The sequence below is a fragment of the Chryseosolibacter histidinae genome, assembly GCF_018598225.1.
Classification (GTDB): Bacteria; Bacteroidota; Bacteroidia; order Cytophagales; family Cyclobacteriaceae; genus Chryseosolibacter; species Chryseosolibacter histidini.
In genome coordinates, this window is sequence record NZ_JAHESF010000004.1 from 112717 (window position 1) to 131179 (window position 18463).

Consider the following 18463-nt stretch of genomic DNA (forward strand, 5'->3'; position numbering starts at 1 on the left):
AAGCTTATGGATACAGACAAGATCTTACAAAAAGCGAAAAGCTCATCCTTTTACAGGTGGGTGCTGAACCTGGCGCTTGACCGGATGGTACCGTTTAACAAACCCCATGGCTTCAGGGTGGTTGAGATCGGTGACTACCGCCTGAAAATACTTTTGCCTTATCGCAGAAAAAATTTGAACCACATCCGTGGATTGCATGCCTGCGCGATGGCAACCGTTTCAGAGTTCACCACGGGCTTTTTGCTGATCTCGAAGCTGGACCCGAAAAAATACCGGTTGATCATGCAACGGCTGGAGATGGATTATCACTACCAGGGAAAGATGGATGCCCACGCGGAATTCGTCATTTCATCAGACTGGCTTGAAGCGAATATTTTTGGCCCGCTGAAAACAAAAGAATCCGTGGTGGTGAACTGCCAGGTTCCCATTCACGATGTAAAGGGTAATCACCTCTCCACAGGAAATGTGCATTGGCAGATCAAGGACTGGAGCAAGGTGAAGACCAAAACTTGAAAACTTGTTGTGTTAGTGTTAACTTAGATAGATATAACAGAACGCCGACCTGACCGGCTAACTTGAAACTTCAAATTAGAAACTTTCAATTTCCGCCTTAAACCTATGCGTAAAATAGATGAACTTCTGGCCGAGTATGGTGAAAGTCACCAGAACGGCACCAACAAAGCCATTCACTGGGTATGTGTGCCGCTGATCTTTTTCAGTATTGTGGGCCTCATCGCTTCTATCCCTTCCGGTTTGGTGCAGCGCTTTTTGGGCGAAGGAAATCCTTATGCTAACTGGGCAGCCGTGGTCCTGATCCTCGTGCTGGTTTATTATACCTCGCTCTCCATCGCGTTAAGCTTCGGCATGATGCTCTTCGGTGTTTTGTGTCTCTATCTCGCCAAGCTCATCGGGCAGTCGGGCATTGCACCGCTGTGGCTGGTATCGATCATCATTTTTATAGTGGCCTGGATCGGGCAGTTCTATGGTCACAAGGTGGAAGGAAAAAAACCTTCTTTCTTTAAAGACATTCAGTTTCTGCTGATCGGTCCTGCCTGGCTCATGCACTTTGTTTATCGCAAACTGGGTATCCCGTATTGAGTCTGAAAAAACCGTTGGTGTCTGTAGTCTGCCTGTGTTATAATCAGGCGAGGTTTGTGGAGGAGGCGATAAATTCCGTGCGCTCGCAGACCTACGACAACATTCAGCTCATCGTGGTGGATGACGCCAGCACCGATAACAGCGCGGCGATCATCCAACAGATCGTTTCAAAACATCCATCCATAGAATATCTCCTGCTTCCGGAGAATGTTGGCAACTGCGCCGCATTCAATCGCGGGCTGGCCCTGGCGAAGGGCGAGTTCATCATCGACCTTGCCGCAGACGATGTGTTCATGCCTGAAAGGATCGAGCGCCAGGTTGAATTTTTCTCAACACTCGATGCTTCTTATGGCGTAGTGTTCACCGATGCCATCTATATCGACGAACGAGGAAAATTTCTGCGCGAGCACTACGCATACCTCTTCTGGAAAAAACTTTTGAAGGCGATCCCGGAAGGAGACGTCTACCGCCATGTGCTCAGCCGGTATTTTATCTGCTCGCCTACCATGATGGTGCGCAAGCAAGTGATGGACGAGCTTCATGGTTACGATGAAACGCTGAGCTATGAGGACTTTGATTTTTGGGTGCGGTCGTCGCGCAATTACCGGTACGCGTACCTTGACCGCAAGCTGACCAAGGTGAGGCGAAGCGCACGCTCGATGTCTACAGGATGGTACAGGCAGGGCGACCGGCAGCTGCATTCCACTTACCTTGTCTGCAAAAAAGCGTTGCTGCTCAACCGCACAGAAGAAGATCATCGCGCGCTGGCGTTGAGATTGAAATATGAGCTGCGGCAATCAGTGTTTTCCGAAAACCGGGCAGAGGCAGATCAGTTCTATATCTTTTTGCGTGAAACCGGTAGGAGTGGGGTTGTTGACCGTTTACTGTGGTTGCTCAATAAATTCAGACTACCGCTTTCTTACCTGCGGCATTGGTATCATCGGATCAAGTACAATTAACCCTCGTTTATTTTTTCCAAAGCCTGAGCTCGATGGAGATCCGTGTTTTATCCGGATTGAGATTGGCAGCTCCGCCATGGATCAGGTAAGGCGAAAATACCAGCACCTCATTGAGCTGTGGATCGGGCCTCACCGCCGTATAAGCTCCATCGATCCCTGTGACGGCCGGCACATTGAACCTGACACCGTTGATGATGGCGCCGCCAGCCGTTCTTTCAATTTTCGACTCTGCCCAGAGATGACTACCGGGTAAAATGATCAGTGACGATAAGTGGTTGCTTCCCGTTACCGGGATATAGAGATTGATACAATCAGCATAATCTTCGAGCCACACGTCGCGGTGCAGCGGATTGTTGTCGGCTCTTTCAGGACGGATCACCCGGAAGTGAAATATGGACTGACCATCGAACGGATTTGTTGCTTTCAGTGGTGCGCCGCAGATGGCTGCGATCCGTTTTTCGATCGTTTCGATCCCCGATGGAAACTTTTCTACCGGGAGCAGCTTGGTCTTTTCAACTGCCGCGAGGTGTGTTCGGGTATCGGCGGCGAGGTGGTGATATTGCCAAAGCTCAAGCCCATCTGGTATGGTCAGCCCCGCTTCGCGCCACAGTGCTATCAGCAGGTTGTGTGCGTCACGGGCAAACGTTTCGTATAAGCTTTCAGGGAAAAGTGCTTCAACAGTAAATCCTTTGTTATGCCATGATGTGCCGGCGGTAAGGTCAACAGCTTTGTTGAGCAGCACCTCTTCTGTTCCGCGATGGGTGTTTCCTTCTGCAGTATATGAAAGTGTTCTGTTGTTGACCGTGTACTGCATGGTTCCTTTTACTTACGATTATCCTCTCCGGCGATCATGCTGAGGTAACTTTCATAACGGCTTAATGCGATGGTGCCCGCTTCTACGGCGGCGATGACGGCGCATTGGGGTTCGTTCACGTGAATGCAACGCGAACCGAACTTGCAATCGAGTCGCACGTCGCGCATCTCCGGAAAGTAGTCCGAGAGCTCCTGGTGGTTCATGTCAACAAGGCCCCACTCTTTGATGCCTGGTGTATCGATCACAAAGGAGTTGTTATTGATAGCAAACATTTCGGCAAACGTGGTGGTGTGCATTCCCTTTTCGGAGAAGCCCGAGATCTCACCCGTTTTCTGGTTGATGTGCGGGGCGAGCTTGTTGAGCAGTGTTGACTTGCCTACACCCGAGTGGCCGGCTATCAGCGTGATCTTACCTTGCAGCAGGGCGAGCACATCGGGTTGTGACTCCTGCAAGGCCGAAACAGTTAAGGCCGTCACACCGGTTTTTTCATAAAGCGCGGTCAGCTTTTGCTGGAGCTGCAACTCGTCATCTTTGAGCAGATCTTTTTTATTGAACACAAGCACTTGTGGTATGCGGAACGACTCCGCCGATACCAGGAAACGATCGATGAAGCCAAGCGAGGTGCGCGGATAGGCAACGGTGGCGATAAGCATCACCTGGTCTACGTTGGCGGCCAGCACGTGGGCATGCGCTGTTTTTTTGACCGACTGCCGGAGCATGTGATTCTTGCGGGGCAGAATATCAGTGATGGCACCCACATCGTTTGTCATTTCAAAGGTCACGCGGTCGCCAACAGCCACAGGGTTGGTTTCCTTGATACCTTCAAGCCTGATCTTGCCACGCACTTTACACACGTATTTCTGGCCGTCTGCTGCCAGCACATCGTAGAACGAGCCGGTTGAACGTAGCACCAATCCTTCCATGGTCAGTTGGTTTGCGTGCACACTATGCGCGAATGGTCTGCAAAAGTCATCACGATCTTTTTTCCAATACATTGCGGCAATACCGCATGATCTTCTCGGTTGCGCCCAGGTTCTCTTCCACGTATTGCCGTGTTACTTCACAAGCTAACAAAAAGCTCTCGGGCACATTCAGCATTTCGTATTTTTCTTTCAGGTCGGGGTAATCGGCAACGGCAAAAGCGCCACCCCGGTTGATCAGGTCTACGGCCTCCTGAAACTTTTCATAATTTTTATTCCCGAAAAGGATAGGCACCCCGTAGCAGGCCGCTTCCAGGATGTTGTGAAGTCCTTTACCAAAAGCACCGCCGATATAAGCAAACTCTCCGTAGCGATATAACCGGCTCAGCATGCCGATGTTGTCAATGATCAGCACAGAATATTCATCCAGGTTCTTGCCTTCTGCCTGTGAAAAACGTACCGATCTTACCTGCAAAGCCTTTTCCAGCTCCGAGATAAAAGACTCGGTGATCTCATGCGGCGCTAGGATGAACTTCAGCCTGTTCTCGTTGATGAGCGGGATCAGCACATCGAGATCTTCGGGCCAGCAGCTTCCCACCACAAATACCTTCTGATCGTTTTTAAAATTGGTGGCAACAGGGATGGGCTCATGCTGCCGCACGATCTGGTTCACCCTGTCGAAGCGAGTGTCACCGGCCTGGCTGCAGTTGGTGATGCCGATACCGTGCAGCAGCTTTACCGATTCATGGTTCTGCACAAAGAAGTGCGTGAAGTTGCGCAGGATCCTGCGGAAGAATCCACCCGTACCGTGAAAGAACAACTGGTCTTTTCTGAAAATGCTGGAGATAGAAAGCAGTGGAATGTTTTTCCTTTTGAGCTCCGCGCTGTAGTGATACCAGAATTCATACTTCACAAAAATGGCCAGCGAAGGTTTTACGATGCTGATCAGCTTCCTGGCATTGCCGGGTGTATCCCAGGGAAGGTAGTGCACAAAATCGGCCTGCGCGTAGTTCTTCCGTATCTCAAAACCCGAAGGAGAGAAGAACGTAAGAAAGATCTTGTGGTCGGGATACTCCTTTTTGACGACTTCGATAATGGGCCTGCCTTGCTCAAATTCTCCTAAAGAAGCACAATGCACCCAAACTATGGCTGATGTATTATTTTGAAAGGTATTTTGAATTTTTTTAAGCCCTCCCTCACGTCCTTTGACAAAAGCTTTGGCTTTGGGATGAAAGAAACTTGCGAGCCAGAACAAAAAACCCAGCAGACGAATCGAAAAATTGTATACGATGATCATGGCATCACAAAAATACAACTTAACCTTTGCTGCATATTTATTTTTTTGGCGATAGCAGAATAAAGCTGTAAAATCTTTTACTTTTGTATTCTTAATTATACACATAATTCCCCAACTATGAGATTTTTTACCCGTGTACTGTTTTTGGCAGCACTTGTTGCCAGTGCGTCCGTACCATCGTTCGCGCAGGAGGACATTGACCAACTGCTTAAGGAAGGCATAGAAGATGGTGAGAAGCTGATCGGTGCCTACATTGCACCCGTTATCAAGAGCGTGAGCTCAGGCTTGAACCAGGGCTGGTACAACACAGCCAAAGCACACAAGATCGCCGGTATCGATATCACTATAACAGGCAACGCCATGACTATTCCCAGCGGCGACCTGCTCTTCAAACCTGCTGATCTTAACCTTCAGAAAGTAGAATTGGTGCCTACATCCGGACAGTATAACGGATATGCGCCCACCCTTGCCGGTCCTGATATCTCCACTAGCTATCGCCTTAAGAATCCTGATCCGAGCGATCCGAATGCAACCTTCAGCGGCCCTCCCGGCCTCGACCTGAAAGGCAACATCGGTAAGAACTGGGTGCCTGTTCCCATGGCGCACGTGGGTATCGGATTACCCAAGGGCACAGATCTTAAGATCAGATACTCACCTACAGTAGACATCGGTGATGAAGGCAGCATCAAGATCATCGGTTTCGGTGTGATGCACGACATCAAACAATGGATCCCCGGAATAAAGCTTCTGCCTTTTGATCTCTCTGGTTTTGTTGGATACACCAAGTTCAAACTGGAATCGAGCTTCGAAGGTGACATCCAGGGAAGCAATCAAAAAGGTATATTTGAAATGAATGCCACCACCATTCAGGGATTGATCTCCAAAAAATTCTCTGTAGTGACATTCTATGGCGGCATTGGCTACAACATTGCCAAGTCTAACCTGTCTATGAAAGGTTGGTACGATGTTGATGAAGATAACACAAGAGATCAGAACGAAGTAGATCCTATCGATCTGAAGTTTGCTGCATCCGGCCCACGTGCTACCGTTGGTATGCGCCTCAAGCTGGCGATACTTACGTTTCATGCAGATTATACCATGCAGAAATACAAGTGCCTCACCGCAGGTGTAGGTCTTAGTGTAAGATAAAATATCATTCGAAGTACGGGCTACGATCCTGTATCGTACCTCGTACTTCGTATCTCTTACCTTCCTTTATAGTCCGCCTTTCTCTTTTCAATAAAGGCTTTCATACCTTCCTTCTGATCTTCAGAAGCAAACGCGAGATAAAAATTCTTCCTTTCAAAATGCAATCCTTCGTCGAGGTGTGTCTCGAACGATCGGTTCACAGCTTCTTTGGCGAGCTGCGCTGCAATGGGTGCCATCTGCGCGATCTCCCTGCCAAGCTGCACCGCTTCACGCAGGTACATCTCTACCGGTACCACTTTGTTTACCAGGCCGTAACCCATCGCTTCTTCGGCTGACAGGAACCTGCCTGTGAGCACGAGCTCCATGGCCTTTGCTTTGCCGATTGCCTTGGTGAGTCGTTGTGTTCCACCTGCACCAGGCATCACACCGATTTTGATCTCAGGCTGACCGAACTTCGCTGTCTCTGACGCAATGATCATATCGCAGGTCATGGCCAGCTCACATCCGCCACCAAGGGCAAAACCGGAGACCGCCGCGATCAGGGGCTTCTTAGTTTTACGGATCTGGTCCCAGGTGCTGAACTGATCGATGCGAAGCATATCAACCGCCGAACGGTCGGCCATCTGCTTGATGTCAGCGCCCGCCGCGAAAGCCTGCTCATTGCCGGTGATGATAATGGCCCGTACGCGCTCATTCTTATCCAGCTGATGCAGCGCTTCACTGAGCTCCTGCATCAGTTGAAGATTCAAAGCATTGAGATCTTTCGGACGGTTCAGCTGCACCAATGCAACAAAGGGCTCGTGTTGTTCCGTGACAAGAATGTACTCCATAATCAATACAAGATTAGACCCTGACTATACAGATTAACAAGATTAGCAGGATTTAGCAGGATAAACAAGATGGGCCAGGATTGATCAGGATTTACAGGATTAGCAGGATTTAAAAGTAGCAGAGGTATTAAATCCAGTTAATCCTGTAAATCCTTTAATCAAGGTCAAAAAAGAAAAGCCTTCCCAAGGCGGTGAGACAGGCTTTTCAAAAACCTACTGGTTTTTATTGGTGCTTATGCGACAATTAATAGCATTCTTTTCAGCCTTGTAACCTGAATTTATCTTTCTTTACGGCCTTTTAAAGGTCTATACAGCATTTAAACCGGATATGGGAAAAGTAAGGGTTTTGTTTGTCTGCCTGGGTAATATCTGCAGGTCGCCGTTGGCCGAAGCCATTTTTAAGCACAAAGTAAAAGCGCGGGGCTGGGAGCAATGGATTGAAGCCGACTCGTGCGGCACTTCCAATTATCACATCGGCGACTCACCTGATCCGCGCACCATCGCCAATGCTTCGAAGAACGGTGTTGTGATCGACCACTGCGGACGACAACTAAGCATAGAAGACCTGAACGACTTCGATCATATCCTGGCCATGGACAACAGCAACTACAATAACATCCTGAGGTTGCCCGGCAGCGAGGCGTACGCGCATAAAGTACAACTCATGCGCAACTTCGACCCTGCAGGCAAAGGAGAAGTTCCCGATCCGTACTACGGCGGCGAAAAAGGATTTCAGGAAGTTTTCGACATCCTCGACCGCACCATGGAGAAATTTTTAGATCAGCTTGAGAAAAACAGATAGGAAATGGTAATCAAGTAGTCGGTAATCAGTAATCAGTAAAATGCACTGCACCACCGATTACCGGTCACCGAATACCGATTACCAATTTACGGCCTTATGAGAAGCTGGAGTGTTGAACGCGATGACTGCTCTAGCAATACACCGGGTTTGCTCCGGAAAGTATCGAAGCTCTTTGCATCGTAATTTTTAATAGTGACCAGCGTAAGTCCTGTGTTGTAGTACACTTCAAATTGCTGCTGCAGCCGTTCGATGAGCGCCTTTACCCTGCTCTCACGAAAATCGATACAAAACGAAAATGAGATGGCTGAGTTCTGCATCACGTTGATGTGGATGTTGAGCTCGGTAAGCACATGGAAGATGGTGCTCATATGCTCTTCGGTGACGAACGTATAGTCCGTTACCTTGCACGAGATCAAACACTGATTGTCTTTGAACACGAAAAGCGGCGGAAGGTTTTCCACGCGGCACTCGTGGATCTTGGTGCCGGGCAGCGCGGGGTCATCAAAATTCTTTACATACAGCGGGATCCCTTTTGTGGCCAGGGGCTTGATGGTTTTCGGATGGATCACTGAGGCACCGTAGTAGGTCATCTCCGCAGCTTCACTGAACGGCAATTCTTCAAACACGGTAACAGCTTTCATCCGCTTGGGGTCGGCGTTCATAATGCCGGGAACATCTTTCCAGATGGTGACCGACTCGGCGCGCAGGCATGATGCGAAGATGGCGGCGGAAAAATCAGAGCCGTCTCTGCCCAGCGTAGTTGTATATCCGTCTTTGGTGCGGCCCAGGAATCCCTGCGTGATCACAATGTTTTTCTGCTCCTGCAGTTTTTTGATCTGCTGGATGTTGTTGCACGTAGTTGTCCAGTCTACTTTTCCTTCGCGGTAGTTATCATCGGTGGCAATGTAGTCGCGCGCATCCAGCCACTGGGCTTTGAGCTCCTGTTCTATGAGGTAATGACATACGATCTGTGTGGATACGATCTCGCCGAAGCATACCACCTGGTCGTAAAGCTGATCAGGGCTGCTGTAACTTTTGTGCAATTGTTGCGCGAGTGTTTCCCACGACGATGCTACAACATTCCATGCAGGGTGACCTTCCGGAAAAAGATCACGCATAATGCCGCTATGGTATTCCTTTAATAGGTTAAATTCGGCAGTGTAGTCCTGGTGCGACTGATAGCGGCTTACGATGCGTTCCAGGGCGTTGGTGGTCTGACCCATGGCAGAAACAACAACAACAAGATTCCCGCGGCTATGAGAATGTAGAATTAAGGCTACGTTTTTTATCCCTTTTGAGTCTTTGACAGAAGCACCACCGAATTTAAAAACCTTCATTTTTATAAACTAAATCGTTTGCGGATTAACTTTACAACAATATTTTACAAGTATGCAAAGATCCATTAATAATGCTTACTCGACAAGCATAGAAACTTCAAGGATCGCTCAGCCTATCGGCACGGCGCTGGACCGGTTCATCAAAAACCACCAGGACCAGTTTGCCTTTGCCAGCGGCGAACTTTCACAGTTGCTGCGCGACATTGCCCTCGCTTCAAAAGTAGTGAACCGTGAGGTGAATAAGGCCGGCCTCATCGATATCATGGGTGCCGCGGGCTCAACCAACAATACCGGCGATCAGCAGCAGAAGCTCGATGTGCTGGCCAACATCCGGTTCACCCGAGCGCTGATGAAAGGTGGTGAGGTTTGTGCGCTGGTCTCTGAAGAATCAGAATCTTATGTTGATCTCAACAACGAAGGCAAATATGTTATCGCCATCGATCCGCTGGACGGTTCTTCTAACATTGATGTGAACGTTTCGATCGGAACCATCTTCTCGATTTACAGAAGAAAAAGCATCGCAGGAATGCCTATCCAGGAGGAGGATATTTTACAGAAAGGATCTGATCAGGTGGCGGCAGGATACATCCTGTATGGATCGTCGACCATGCTCGTTTATACCACAGGGCATGGCGTGAACGGATTTACTTACGAGCCCAGCCTCGGCGAATATTTTCTCTCACATCCCGATATGCAGATGCCGGCAGATGGCAAGATCTACTCCATTAACGAAGGGTCGGCTAATTCATTTGAGAAGCCGGTGAAGGATTACATCCAACACTGCAAAGACAACAACTACACGGCGCGTTACATCGGGTCGCTGGTGGCTGACTTTCACAGGAACCTGTTGAAGGGCGGCATCTATATCTATCCGGCTACAGCCAAAGATCCGCAAGGCAAGCTCCGCCTGATGTATGAGTGCAATGCGCTTGCGTTCATCGCAGAACAGGCCGGGGGCAAAGCTTCGTCAGGAAAAGCACGTATTCTCGATCTCGAGCCGCGTCATCTGCATGAGCGCACGCCCTTTTATGTAGGATCGAAAAATATGGTAACGAAAGCGGAGAGTTTCTGAAATGCCAAATGCATAAACGCAGAGAACGCTGAGGAACGCGAAGACCGCAAATAATATAAGCGACCTCAGCCGTCTTAGAGCAGATTAAAGTTCGTCAGATATTTACTTATGTAAAGTCACAAAGAATCGCTATGCCAAGCGTGGCGTAGAAGCAACCTCAAAAAACTCTGCGGCCCTCTGCGCCTTCTCCGCGTACTCTGCGGTTAAGAAGCATTTCTACTTGCTCTTCTTCGCCTTAGGCTTAGATTCTTTCTTAGGCTCTGCTTTAGCTTCTTCTGCAGGCGCAGCTTCTGCTTTTGTTTCTTTCGCTTCTTCTTTTGCGGTGAATATTTCAGGTGCGTGTTTGAACATCACGTCATACCACTTCACCAGCTTCTTGATGTCAGAAATATAGACGCGGTCTTCGTCATATTCGGGCAGCACTGATTTCATGAACGACCGCAGCTCTGCAGGGTCGGAGTTGGCATCTACACCGAGGTCGTTGCCGAATTCCTTGTGGATCTTTTTGATGATGTCTTCCAAAGAAACGGTACCTTCTTTTGTGGTGGTGTAGATGGAGATCTCGTTCAGCAGCGACAGGCGGTGGCTGGTGGTGGCGATCATTTTGGTTTTCGCTTCATCCAGCGACTCGAGTATTACACCTGATTTTGTGGGGGCTACTACCTTGAACAATCCTCCCTTACCCGATACCGTGGCTATTTCTGCTAAAGTCATACGCTTAAAAAGTTGGCGGACAAAACTAAACAATTTTATCGCTGTTCTGCCAGCGCATTTCCGATAAATGTCAATAGCTCAGACCTTCCCGTTTTTTCTGTAGCTGAAGTGACCACGATCGGCGGCAGTTCTTCCCAGGTCTGCAGCAGGGTTGATTCGTAACGGGAAAGATTTTTTTGCAGCTCGTTCTTTTTGAGCTTGTCGGCTTTGGTGAAGACCAGTGCGATGGGCACCCCCTTCGAGCCGCTCCACTGTATAAACTCCAGGTCGATCTTTTGTGGCTCGAGCCGTGAGTCGATCAGTATAAAAAGGCAATAAAGGTTCTCCCGCTTCAGCACGTACTGCTCGATGATCTTGCCAAAACCGGCCCGCTTGTCTTTGCTCACGCTGGCGTAGCCATAGCCTGGAAGGTCTACCAGGTACCACGCATTGTTGATGATGAAGTGGTTGATGGTCTGGGTCTTGCCCGGCTTCACCGAGGTTTTGGCGAGCTGCTTGCGCTGGGTAAGCATGTTGAGCAATGACGACTTTCCAACGTTCGAACGACCTATGAAGGCAAATTCGGGCTTGTCGGGGGCGGGGCACTTTCTAACATCAGCATAACTTGAAACGAATTCGGCCTGGGTGATCTCCATCGGTTGTCTTAAAGTAAAGATTTAAGGGCAAAATACTAAGAATGTAAGTTTCGCGTACCTTATGATGTTAGAATTTGTGCTGAAATGGGGCATTTTTACTATATTAGCATCCGGTGTTTACTACTTTTTTACCTAACTTTATTTTTTTAAAACTTTTTAAGGCGATGTCCAGTATCAGGAGTGTACTGATTTTTTTGACTCTGCTCGCGTTTTCAATACAAGGGTTTGCTCAGGAGGATCCCAAACAGCTGGCGCGTGATTATTTCGATCTCGCCGAATCAACCCTTGAAGCTACAAAAGCGTTGGACCAGGCCCGCGATCTTTACGTGCTGGCCGCTGAAACCGATACAACTTTTGTCAAAGCTAACTTTGAAGCAGGTCACATCCACATCCGAACCATCGGAAAGGAGTTGGCTGTAAAATATTTCATGCGCGTATACCGCCAGGATCCCGACTACCGCTTCGACATCGAATACTGGATCGCTAAAAGTTACCAGTACGGTCTTGAGTTCGACAAGGCGTTGCTGTACTACGGACTGTACAAGGATAAGCTGGCCCGCAAGCCCAACTACCAGGGAAAAGACAAGATCGACGCCAACACGCTGACCCGCGCTATCCAGGAATGTGAGAACGGCAAAATGTATGTTTCCAATCCGCAGAACTTTTCCATCGTCAATATCGGCCGCGAGATCAACTCCGAATTCGATGACTATGGCCCCGTGTTCAGTGAACGTGAAGATGAGATCGTGTTCACTACCAGGCGCCGTGACGACAACTTGAACCAAAACGTGTTCGAAGACAACTTGCCCTACGAAGATATTTTCACGGCCAAGAAGTCGGGCAATGGCTGGGCCTTCGCCACCAACATTGGCCCCGTGGTCAACACCCTTTATCACGAATCGAGCCTCGCCTTGTCTGCCGATGGTAACACGTTGTTCATCTACAACGACGTAGGTGGCGGCGATATTCTTTTCTGCGAACGCAAGCCTGATGGTAGCTGGGGAGAACCTGTGCCCCTGCCAGGTATCATCAACTCGAGCTTCCAGGAAAAGTCCATCTCCATATCCAAAGACGAAAAAACTTTGTATTTCACCAGTAACCGCCCCGGGGGATTGGGTGGCACGGATATCTACAAGGCCACCAAAGACACCAAGGGGCAGTGGGCTAACGTGAAGAACCTCGGCCCGCGCATCAACACCCCGCTCAACGACGACGGCCCTTTCATCGACTACGACGGCGTAACACTTTACTTCAGTAGCCAGGGTCACAACGGCATGGGTGGATACGACATCTACAAGTGCAAGTACGACGAAAAAAATAACGACTGGAGCGAGCCCCAGAACATGGGTTATCCTATCAACACACCTGATAACGAAGTGTATTTCATCACGTCCGCCGATGGCAAACGCGCCTACTATTCTTCGGTGCGTGAAGACGGGATGGGATATACCGATATCTATGTGATCACATCGTCTGAAGACATCAAAAAAACAACACCAGTGGTTGCCAAACCTCCGGTAACCGAGACCAAAAAAGATACGGCTGCCACGGCCGTGGTGAAGAACGACCCACCCAAGACGGAGCCTAAGAACGATCCACCCAAAGTGGATCCGCCCAAAAAAGATCCTGTGGTGACGAAGAACGATCCACCTAAGACTGAGCCGAAGAAAGACCCGGTGGTGACCAAAACCGAACCGAAGAAAGAGCCCAAGAAAGAGGTTGTACCGTTGAAGTATGTGATCACGGTGGTGGATGCGCAAAGCAAGGCACCCATGTCGGCCAAGGTAAGGCTTCAGGGGCAGCGTGATAACATCATTGTACCCGTTTCGTCAGGTGGCCCTGGCGTGTATGAGTTCAGGATCACCAATCCCACGGCGAAAGATTACAGGCTTTCTGTAGAGATAGACGGTTATGTGTTCCTCAACCAGAATCTGAAGCTGCAAGGTGCACAAGACAAAACGTTAACGCGTACCATCGAAATGCGCAAGCTTGCCGTGGGCGTGAGCTCTATTCTCAGGAATATCTACTTCGATTATGACAAGGCGCGGTTCAAGACCGAATCTTATACGGAGCTCAACAAGCTCGAATCCATGCTTCGCCAGAACCAGTCTATAAAAGTTGAGATCAGCGGTCATACAGACGCTTATGGCCGATGGGATTACAACAAGAACCTGTCTCAGAAGCGGGCAGAAGCTGTTAAAGATTACCTCACCAAAAAGGGCATCGATGCGCGCAGGATCAAGGCCGTGGGTTATGGCGAAACCAAGCCGCTGGCCAGCAACGACGATGAAGACGACGGCCGTGAGCTCAACAGGCGCGTGGAATTCAAGGTGCTTTCAAATTAGCTATGAGTTTTGAGCCTTTGAGCTTTGCGGGAAATCCTCGAAGCCTGCAGCTTGAAACTGTTACCCGAATGACTTCCAAAGTAGGCTAACTTAGATTTCTTTGCTAAGGCTAAACCCTCTAACTTGGCCCCGGTTTTTTGACAATACCCGGAGATGACCGTATTACCTTATAAGGAAGAAGAAGCCGGAAAAAAGGCGCAGGTGGCTCAAATGTTCAATAACATCAGCCGTCACTATGATTTCCTCAATCATTTTTTGAGCCTGGGTATAGATCGCTTATGGCGTAAAAAGGCGATCAGGCTCCTGGCGCCACAGAAACCCCGTTTAATGCTGGATGTAGCTACCGGCACCGGCGACTTTGCCATTCAGGCGCTCGTGCTGAACCCGGACAAAGTTATCGGCGTGGATATTTCGGAGGGCATGCTGGAAGCGGGCAGGAAAAAACTGCAGAAAAGAGGTTTGTCGGCAAAAATAGAGCTTCACAGAGGGGATTCCGAAAATCTGGATTTTGAGGAAAATAAATTTGATGCCGTTACCGTTGGCTTTGGAGTGAGGAATTTTGAGAATCTAGAGAAGGGGCTGCGTGAGATCAACCGCGTACTGAAGCCGGGAGGTTTGCTGGTGATCCTGGAATTTTCAAGGCCCCGTACGTTCCCTTTCCGCCAGGTCTACAATTTTTATTTTAAGACCATTTTGCCTAAAATAGGCAGGCTGGTATCGAAGGACAGGTCGGCCTACACGTATTTACCTGAATCTGTCGAGGCCTTCCCTGACGGTACGGATTTTGAAAACATCCTCAAAAGAACAGGATTTAAAGATACAACATGCAAACCGCTGACATTTGGAATAAGCTCTATTTACACGGGGCGAAAATAACGGCCATACTGGCGCTGATTTTGTGCTTCAGCGGGGCGCAGGCTCAGAAACACCAGCAACTGAGCTGGGTGAAAAAGAACAATCCCAATTACGACAACCGCAGACTCACCTACGGATTTCTCATCGGTATCCACAGCACGGCCTATCAGGTTAAATATTCGGACGCTTTTGTAACACAAAGCTTCGACACGGTATATGCCGTTGAGCCCAAATGGTCACCCGGTTTTGCACTCGGGTTCATTGTCAACTACCGCCTGGACGAGCTCTGGGATCTGCGGCTCACACCCCAGGTTGCCTTTTACGAGCACAAGCTTCGTTACCTGTACACAGACGATACTCCAACCGATGAACAAACTGTGGAGACTACCATGGTGGAGTTCCCCGTGCTGATCAAATTCAAATCTGAAAGAAGGGAGAACCTGCGTATGTACATGATCGGCGGTGTGAAGCCTGCCATCGAGGCATCGGGCAAAAAAGATATCGAGAATGTTACCACTACCCTTGAGGTAACGAGCGCCAACCTGAGCCTCGACATCGGCTTCGGCCTTGACATCTATTACCCGTTGTTCAAATTTTCTCCGGAGATCCGTTTCTCCCGCGGCATGCTTAATGTGCTGGATAACCGCACCAACAAATACGGCCAACCCCTTGATCGATTAAACACCAATACCATCACCGTATATCTACTCTTCCAGTAATATGGATAAAAGAAATGTTTTGATCACCGGAGCAACTTCGGGGATCGGTGAGGCCACGGCACGACTGCTGGCTTCCGGAAATTTCAACCTCATACTTTGTGGCAGGAGGGAAGACCGGCTTCTGAAATTAAAACAGGAGCTCTCTGCAAAGACGCTCGTTACCACGCTCACCTTCGATGTGCGGGATAAAGACGCTGTCAAAAATGCGATCCAATCCCTTACCGGAAATTGGAGAAACATTGACGTGCTCATCAACAATGCCGGCAATGCGCACGGTCTTGATCCCATTCAATCCGGCAGCCTTGAAGACTGGGATGCCATGATGGATATCAACGTGAAAGGTTTGCTTTACGTGTCGCGCGAAGTGATTCCCGCCATGACCGAAAGAAAGGCCGGCCACATCATCAACATCGGATCCATCGCCGGAAAAGAAGTATATCCCAATGGCAACGTATACTGCGCCAGCAAATTCGCCGTGGATGCTTTAACGCGCGGCATCCGCATGGACCTTAATGTTTTTGGTATCAAGGTAACTTCCATCAACCCGGGCCTGGTGGAAACAGAGTTCTCTATGGTGAGATTCAAAGGCGATACTGAAAAAGCTTCAACGGTATACAAAGGTATCGATCCGCTTAGGGGCGCTGATATTGCTGACATTATCCTTTACGTGCTCTCTGCACCCAAGCATGTTGTGCTGGCCGATATTACTGTGTTTCCTACGGCACAGGCGAGTAGCACTTTGGTGAAGAGAAGCTAGCAGCGTCGTCCGACCACTGATTGTGTGCAGGCCATGCGCGAAGTGGTCTGACGACTAAACAAAGCTGAGCAGAGTCTGCTCGTCCATCTCATGCTCACCTTCGAAGGTGACTGTTTTCACGGAGGTGTTTAGTTTGTGGGTCAGTGTTTGCATTTCAGCAAAACGTTCATCGTTCAGGAACGGGTCTTTCTTTCCATACACCAGGTAAACTTCCTTATCGTGCAGTGCCTTTGAGCCAGTTTCCAGATCCATGTCGGGTGGGAAAATGCCGGCCCAGAGGACGAGTCGCGAGAAGGTGACCTGGCCGCTCATCACCCAACGGGAGGCGGTGGCGGAACCTTGTGAAAATCCCAGCACCGTTACCGGGATGTTGGTGTGCCCAGCTTCTGTTGCATACACTCCATTGAGATAGGAGATGTAGTTGGAGATGTCCATGAGCCTGTTCTCGCGGGTCATCCACGTGGCGCCTACACGTGCGTTCTTACGTCCTGAGGGTTGAAGCTCATCCAGGTAAAAACGCGATAGTCCTTCCGGTGCGATCACACAGATGCCGTGTTCTTCAAGCGCTTTGAATTTCCTCACGAAGTACTGCGCAAGCTGAGCATAACCATGCAGCACGAACCAGATCTGGCGGGTGGAAGTATTGATCTCACCCAGCTTGTAATACCGGGCTCTGAATGAAAAGCTTACTTCTTTTTCGATCATCCTGAAATTTAGGAATAAAAAAAGCTCTCGAATGGAGAGCCTTTTTCAATTGCCACGGGCTTTAAGCCCAGGGTAATTGATTATCTCTTGAATCCGAGTGCGCTTCCTCCGCAGTAGCTTGTTGAGCCGTCGAAGGTGTACTGGATGTAGTAGATGCCTGTGGTATTGCAGGGGTAGGCGATGGCAGAGATGAACTGTCCGTTCACTTTGCTGCTGGCTACCTTGTTGCGGTTAGAATCGAACAGGCTTACAACGATGCCATCTGTATCGGCGCCGCCGGAGCAGATGTTGATCATGTATTGCGTTCCTTTTGTAAACACGTATGAGTATTCAACAAATTCTTTTCCGCCTTTTTCGATCTTATAGCTTTTCAGGAAGTTAAAACCCGACGCAAGTTTGGGGATACATTGAGTACTTAGATTTTCTGCATTGCACTGCGCAATAACATCAAGGGCACTGAAAACAGAGACAGAAAAAATAAAAATGAGTAACTTTTTCATAGTGGCTTCTATTGATAAAATATTAGCTGATGATCTTACTTCTGATGTTTTTCGTAATTGAACTGATGTCTTCTACATCTTTGGGTGTGATCTCGATGGTGCTCGAGCTGTTGTCTTTGATCACCATTACACCGTCTACAATTTCGAAGGTCGATTCTTTATACGTGTACGTGATGTTCACCTTGTCGAACGACTTCTTCAGTTCTTCCATATCATTCAATAACGCTGCCATGTTCGGATCGCTTTCTTTATAGAAGGAAAGCAGGAGCATAATATTCTCGAGGATGATCTTTTGTTCGCCGATGGTCTCTTTCATTTCCTTGTTATCAGGATTGAGCTTCGCCACTTCGCACAGGATGTGCAGTGCTTCTACCCAACCGCCTGTCAGCAACAGAACGCTCAGGTTGGCCCGGCTCTGTGTTTGCAGGTGATGGTTGATCCTGTTAAAGTTCTGGGTGGTGATTAGCAAAAGAGAGTCCAGATTTTTGCTGTTGGTAGCCAAACGCCCGATGGTTTCAATTTCGAAGAACTGGCCGATATTCAGACCGTCGGCGAGCTCCTTGATGGAAGCCATGTATTTGATACCGTCCTGGTTCTGCTCGTAGATGTTGGTGTAGCCCAGGTCAGTGCCGTAAATACCAAGGTTCAGCGCTTTTTTGTAGTTGCTGTTGTACTTGGAGATGTTATCGGCGGAGTTGAGGTAGGCTCCGTTGTATTTTTTACCGGATTCCTTTAAAAGCACAGAGATCTCCAGCGGTGCCGGGATTCCTTGCAAAATATCTCCGATTACTTCTTCTGATATGGTGGGGCCTTCGGCTTTGGTTGTATCGAGGCCTTCCAGGAAAGCTTGTTCTTCCGTTTTTTTATTGGAACTGCAAGCGAAGAAGAGCGAAAGGACCAGCCCCGCAGTAATAATTCTCATAAGCATAAAATTATACGGATACAAAGTTAAAAA

20 protein-coding genes are annotated in these 18463 nt (G+C 48.8%); 10 read left to right on the forward strand and 10 right to left on the reverse strand.

All coding sequences use genetic code 11. The annotated features are described in order from the left end of the window. Positions 1–6 precede the first annotated feature (6 nt). From KK083_RS05375 to KK083_RS05385, 3 genes are all read left to right on the forward strand, one after another. Complete coding sequence (locus KK083_RS05375; protein ID WP_254161472.1) at positions 7–513, forward strand: DUF4442 domain-containing protein; 507 nt, start codon at positions 7–9, stop codon at positions 511–513. A gap of 105 nt (positions 514–618) precedes the next feature. Beyond that, positions 619–1098, forward strand: coding sequence for an Mpo1 family 2-hydroxy fatty acid dioxygenase (locus KK083_RS05380; RefSeq protein ID WP_254161474.1), 480 nt, complete (start codon positions 619–621; stop codon positions 1096–1098). Between the two features lie 17 nt (positions 1099–1115). Then, on the forward strand, positions 1116–2057 hold the full coding sequence (locus KK083_RS05385) for a glycosyltransferase family 2 protein (protein WP_317195213.1): 942 nt from the start codon (positions 1116–1118) through the stop codon (positions 2055–2057). Positions 2058–2064: 7 nt separating this feature from the next. Here the strand turns inward: KK083_RS05385 and KK083_RS05390 are convergent, their stop codons facing one another. The 3 genes from KK083_RS05390 to KK083_RS05400 are packed head-to-tail and all read right to left on the reverse strand — an operon-like array spanning position 2065 to position 5088. Then, positions 2065–2871, reverse strand: coding sequence for a 2OG-Fe(II) oxygenase family protein (locus tag KK083_RS05390; RefSeq protein WP_254161478.1), 807 nt, complete (start codon positions 2869–2871; stop codon positions 2065–2067). An 8-nt stretch (positions 2872–2879) separates the two neighbouring features. Further along, the gene (rsgA, locus tag KK083_RS05395; RefSeq protein WP_254161480.1) at positions 2880–3794 is read right to left on the reverse strand and encodes a ribosome small subunit-dependent GTPase A; all 915 of its coding nucleotides are present in this window, start codon (positions 3792–3794) and stop codon (positions 2880–2882) included. Positions 3795–3843: 49 nt separating this feature from the next. Then, the gene (locus KK083_RS05400) at positions 3844–5088 is read right to left on the reverse strand and encodes a 3-deoxy-D-manno-octulosonic acid transferase (protein WP_254161482.1); all 1245 of its coding nucleotides are present in this window, start codon (positions 5086–5088) and stop codon (positions 3844–3846) included. A 117-nt stretch (positions 5089–5205) separates the two neighbouring features. Between KK083_RS05400 and KK083_RS05405 the strand changes: the two genes are divergently transcribed. Then, positions 5206–6237: a DUF6588 family protein gene (locus tag KK083_RS05405; RefSeq protein ID WP_254161484.1), complete on the forward strand. Its 1032-nt coding sequence runs from the start codon at positions 5206–5208 to the stop codon at positions 6235–6237. A 56-nt stretch (positions 6238–6293) separates the two neighbouring features. Here KK083_RS05405 and KK083_RS05410 read toward each other — a convergent pair whose 3' ends face one another. Beyond that, on the reverse strand, positions 6294–7067 hold the full coding sequence (locus tag KK083_RS05410; RefSeq protein WP_254161486.1) for an enoyl-CoA hydratase-related protein: 774 nt from the start codon (positions 7065–7067) through the stop codon (positions 6294–6296). 328 nt (positions 7068–7395) lie between these two features. Between KK083_RS05410 and KK083_RS05415 the strand changes: the two genes are divergently transcribed. Then, entirely contained in the window at positions 7396–7869 is a 474-nt protein-coding gene (locus KK083_RS05415) for a low molecular weight protein-tyrosine-phosphatase (RefSeq protein ID WP_254161488.1), read from the forward strand. A gap of 86 nt (positions 7870–7955) precedes the next feature. Here the strand turns inward: KK083_RS05415 and KK083_RS05420 are convergent, their stop codons facing one another. Further along, the gene (locus KK083_RS05420; RefSeq protein ID WP_254161490.1) at positions 7956–9206 is read right to left on the reverse strand and encodes an aspartate kinase; all 1251 of its coding nucleotides are present in this window, start codon (positions 9204–9206) and stop codon (positions 7956–7958) included. A gap of 52 nt (positions 9207–9258) precedes the next feature. Between KK083_RS05420 and fbp the strand changes: the two genes are divergently transcribed. Further along, entirely contained in the window at positions 9259–10278 is a 1020-nt protein-coding gene (fbp, locus tag KK083_RS05425; RefSeq protein WP_254161492.1) for a class 1 fructose-bisphosphatase, read from the forward strand. A gap of 216 nt (positions 10279–10494) precedes the next feature. Here fbp and KK083_RS05430 read toward each other — a convergent pair whose 3' ends face one another. Together KK083_RS05430 and yihA are read right to left on the reverse strand one after the other, a co-directional pair. Beyond that, positions 10495–10992 carry a DUF5606 family protein gene (locus KK083_RS05430; protein WP_254161493.1) on the reverse strand — a complete coding sequence of 166 codons (498 nt, stop codon included), beginning with the start codon at positions 10990–10992 and terminating at the stop codon, positions 10495–10497. 35 nt (positions 10993–11027) lie between these two features. Further along, positions 11028–11627: a ribosome biogenesis GTP-binding protein YihA/YsxC gene (gene yihA, locus KK083_RS05435; RefSeq protein WP_254161503.1), complete on the reverse strand. Its 600-nt coding sequence runs from the start codon at positions 11625–11627 to the stop codon at positions 11028–11030. 194 nt (positions 11628–11821) lie between these two features. Here yihA and KK083_RS05440 point away from each other — a divergent pair, with 194 nt between their 5' ends. The 4 genes from KK083_RS05440 to KK083_RS05455 all read left to right on the forward strand — a co-directional run bounded on the left by KK083_RS05440 (position 11822) and on the right by KK083_RS05455 (position 16303). Continuing rightward, a complete protein-coding gene (locus KK083_RS05440; RefSeq protein WP_254161505.1) occupies positions 11822–13972 on the forward strand; it encodes an OmpA family protein in 2151 nt (716 codons plus the stop codon). 153 nt (positions 13973–14125) lie between these two features. Next, positions 14126–14848 (forward strand): bifunctional demethylmenaquinone methyltransferase/2-methoxy-6-polyprenyl-1,4-benzoquinol methylase UbiE, encoded by a 723-nt coding sequence (gene ubiE / locus KK083_RS05445; RefSeq protein ID WP_254161506.1) that lies wholly within the window; start codon positions 14126–14128, stop codon positions 14846–14848. Then, positions 14797–15546 carry a type IX secretion/gliding motility protein PorT/SprT gene (gene porT / locus KK083_RS05450; protein ID WP_254161508.1) on the forward strand — a complete coding sequence of 250 codons (750 nt, stop codon included), beginning with the start codon at positions 14797–14799 and terminating at the stop codon, positions 15544–15546. Before ubiE ends, porT begins: the two co-directional genes overlap by 52 nt. Position 15547: 1 nt before the next feature. Continuing rightward, complete coding sequence (locus tag KK083_RS05455; protein WP_254161510.1) at positions 15548–16303, forward strand: SDR family NAD(P)-dependent oxidoreductase; 756 nt, start codon at positions 15548–15550, stop codon at positions 16301–16303. Between the two features lie 54 nt (positions 16304–16357). Here KK083_RS05455 and KK083_RS05460 read toward each other — a convergent pair whose 3' ends face one another. From KK083_RS05460 to KK083_RS05470, 3 genes are all read right to left on the reverse strand, one after another. Next, positions 16358–17008, reverse strand: a complete 651-nt coding sequence (locus KK083_RS05460; protein ID WP_254161512.1) for an alpha/beta hydrolase — start codon at positions 17006–17008, stop codon at positions 16358–16360. Between the two features lie 80 nt (positions 17009–17088). After that, the gene (locus KK083_RS05465) at positions 17089–17508 is read right to left on the reverse strand and encodes a hypothetical protein (protein ID WP_254161514.1); all 420 of its coding nucleotides are present in this window, start codon (positions 17506–17508) and stop codon (positions 17089–17091) included. Between the two features lie 22 nt (positions 17509–17530). Beyond that, positions 17531–18430 carry a hypothetical protein gene (locus KK083_RS05470; protein WP_254161516.1) on the reverse strand — a complete coding sequence of 300 codons (900 nt, stop codon included), beginning with the start codon at positions 18428–18430 and terminating at the stop codon, positions 17531–17533. Between the last annotated feature and the right edge of the window lie 33 nt (positions 18431–18463).